This is a genomic window from Ideonella sp. P3_A4, from assembly GCF_056403075.1.
In genome coordinates, this window is record NZ_JBFUGE010000802.1 from 1 (window position 1) to 2,378 (window position 2,378).

4 protein-coding genes are annotated in these 2,378 nt (G+C 66.1%); 3 read left to right on the forward strand and 1 reads right to left on the reverse strand.

Annotation, left to right across the window (positions count from 1 at the left end):
* Together AC1DYI_RS32910 and dut are read left to right on the forward strand one after the other, a co-directional pair.
* A partial coding sequence (locus AC1DYI_RS32910; RefSeq protein ID WP_477208314.1) for a phosphopantothenoylcysteine decarboxylase domain-containing protein occupies nucleotides 1-283 on the forward strand: 283 nt, incomplete at its 5' end.
* Nucleotides 280-732, forward strand: coding sequence for a dUTP diphosphatase (gene dut / locus AC1DYI_RS32915; protein WP_477208315.1), 453 nt, complete (start codon nucleotides 280-282; stop codon nucleotides 730-732). The genes AC1DYI_RS32910 and dut, both read left to right, overlap by 4 nt.
* A gap of 31 nt (nucleotides 733-763) precedes the next feature.
* Here the strand turns inward: dut and AC1DYI_RS32920 are convergent, their stop codons facing one another.
* Entirely contained in the window at nucleotides 764-1,285 is a 522-nt protein-coding gene (locus AC1DYI_RS32920; RefSeq protein WP_477208316.1) for an FKBP-type peptidyl-prolyl cis-trans isomerase, read from the reverse strand.
* Between the two features lie 52 nt (nucleotides 1,286-1,337).
* On the opposite strand from AC1DYI_RS32920, the gene AC1DYI_RS32925 reads away from it, so the two are divergent.
* A partial coding sequence (locus AC1DYI_RS32925; RefSeq protein ID WP_477208317.1) for a cupin domain-containing protein occupies nucleotides 1,338-2,378 on the forward strand: 1,041 nt, incomplete at its 3' end.

Consider the following 2,378-nt stretch of genomic DNA (forward strand, 5'->3'; position numbering starts at 1 on the left):
CCCCGACATCCTGGCCGCGGTCGCGAGGCTGCCGAAGCCTCCTTACTGCGTCGGCTTTGCTGCCGAGAGTCAAGACCTGCTGGCCCACGCGCAAGCCAAGCGGCTGCGCAAGGGCGTGCCGCTGATCATCGGCAACCTGGGCCCGGCCACCTTTGGCCAAGACGACAACACGCTGCTGTTGGTGGACGAGCACGGCCACCGTGAACTGCCGACGGCCGACAAGCTGCAACTCGCGCGCGAGCTGGTGCGCGAGATCGCCGAACGACTCAAGACATCCAAGTGAACACGACCATCGACATCAAGGTGCTGGACCAGCGCATGGCCAGCCAACTGCCGGCTTATGCGACGCCCGGCAGCGCCGGCCTGGACCTGCGCGCCTGCCTGAGCGAAGCGATCGAACTGGCCCCGGGCCAGACGACGCTGATCCCGACCGGCCTGGCGATCCACATCGAAGACGCCGGGCTGGCGGCCATGATCCTGCCGCGCTCGGGCTTGGGCCACAAGCACGGCATCGTGCTGGGCAACCTGGTTGGCCTGATCGACTCGGACTACCAGGGCCAGCTGATGGTCAGCTGCTGGAACCGCGGCCACACCGCCTTCACGATCCAGCCAATGGAGCGCATCGCGCAGATGGTCATCGTGCCAGTCGTGCAGGCCACATTCCGGCTGGTCGACGACTTCGACGAAAGCCACCGCGGCGAAGGCGGGTTCGGCTCCAGTGGCAGGGCCTGAGTTCGCGGCTCGTTAGAGCCGCGAACTGGCTTCAGTGCAGCGGCTCGTCCGGCGGCGCGCCATTCAGCACTGACAGCGGCGAATCGCCTACGGTGCCCGCACCGACTTCGGTTTCGGTCGCCTCACGCACATCGATCACCTTGAGCTGGATGCGCAGTGCCATGCCGGCGAGCGGGTGGTTGGCGTCCAGCACCACGTGGGACGGGTAGACCTCGGTCACGGTGTAAACCAGCTCGTCGGGCATGCCCTCGGTGGTGGCGCCTTCAGGCAGGCCTTCGATCTGCATGCCGGGCTCGATGGCCTCGGGGAACAGCGAGCGCTCTTCATAGCAGACCAGGTCGGCGTCGTACTCGCCAAAGGCCTGCTCGGGCTCGAGGTGCAACTGGGCTTCGAAGCCCACCGATTGGCCAGCCAGTGCTTCCTCGACCTTGGGCAGCAGGTCGTCGCCGCCATAAAGAAACTCGACCGGCTCATTGAGCTCGTCGATGAGCTGGCCCTGAGCGTCCGACAGCGTCCAGATCAGCATGACGACGCAGGGAGAAGTGATATCCATCAAAGAATGATCGCACATGGCGCACCCGGTTTCGCAGGCGACAATCTTCCCGATGGATGTAGACCAGAAACTCACACTGCTGGGCGGTTTGTCGCCGCAGCAGTTCATGCGCCGTCATTGGCAAAAGAAGCCCTGCCTGATCCGCCAAGCGGTGCCCGAGGTGCAGCCACCGATTGGGCGTTCAGAGCTGTTCGAGCTGGCCGGCCGCGACGATGTCGAATCGCGTTTGGTGTCGAGCGGGAAGGGGGGCTGGAAACTGCGCCACGGCCCGTTCAACCGCCGGCAGCTGCCTTCACTGGGCCAAGCCGGTTGGACGCTGCTGGTGCAGGGCTTGGACCTGCATGTGCCCGCAGCCCACGAACTGCTGTCGCGCTTTCGCTTCGTGCCCGAGGCGCGGCTCGACGACCTGATGATCAGCTACGCCAGCGACGGCGGTGGCGTCGGCCCGCACCTTGATTCGTACGACGTTTTCCTGCTGCAGGTCAACGGCCGGCGCCGCTGGCGCGTGGGGCCGGTGAAAGACACGAGACTGGTCGAAGGCGTCCCGGTCAAGCTGCTGGCTGATTTCGAACCGGCCGACGAGTGGGTGCTGGAGCCGGGCGACATGCTGTATGTGCCGCCGGGTTGGGGCCACGACGGGGTTGCCGTTGGCGCCGATTGCATGACCTGCTCGATTGGCTTTCGCACGCCGACGCCGACCGAGCTGGCGCGAGAGGTGCTGCAGCGCATGACCGATGCGCTGGAGCCACCCGAAGGCGAGCGCCACTACCGCGACCCGCAGGGCAGTGCCACCGCGACGCCGGGCCGCATCCCCGAAGCCTTGCAGACCTTTGCCGCCAAGGCAGTGATCGATGCGCTGAATGATGCGCACAGCCTGGCCTGCGCGCTGGGCGAGTCGCTGACCGAGCCCAAGTCCATCGTCTGGTTCGACGGTGGCGGTGCGCTGGGCGTAGGGCAGGGCGTTCGCCTGGATGCGCGCACGCGCATGATGTACGACACTCGGCATGTCTTCATCAATGGCGAATCCTTCCAGGCCTCGGGCCGCGACGCCCGGCTGATGCAGTCGCTGGCCGATGCGCGGCAACTTGATGCA

Excerpts from the sequence above, each read along its gene's own strand:
- AC1DYI_RS32920 (WP_477208316.1), bottom strand. The coding sequence starts at position 1,285 with ATGGATATCACTTCTCCCTGCGTCGTCATGCTGATCTGGACGCTGTCG.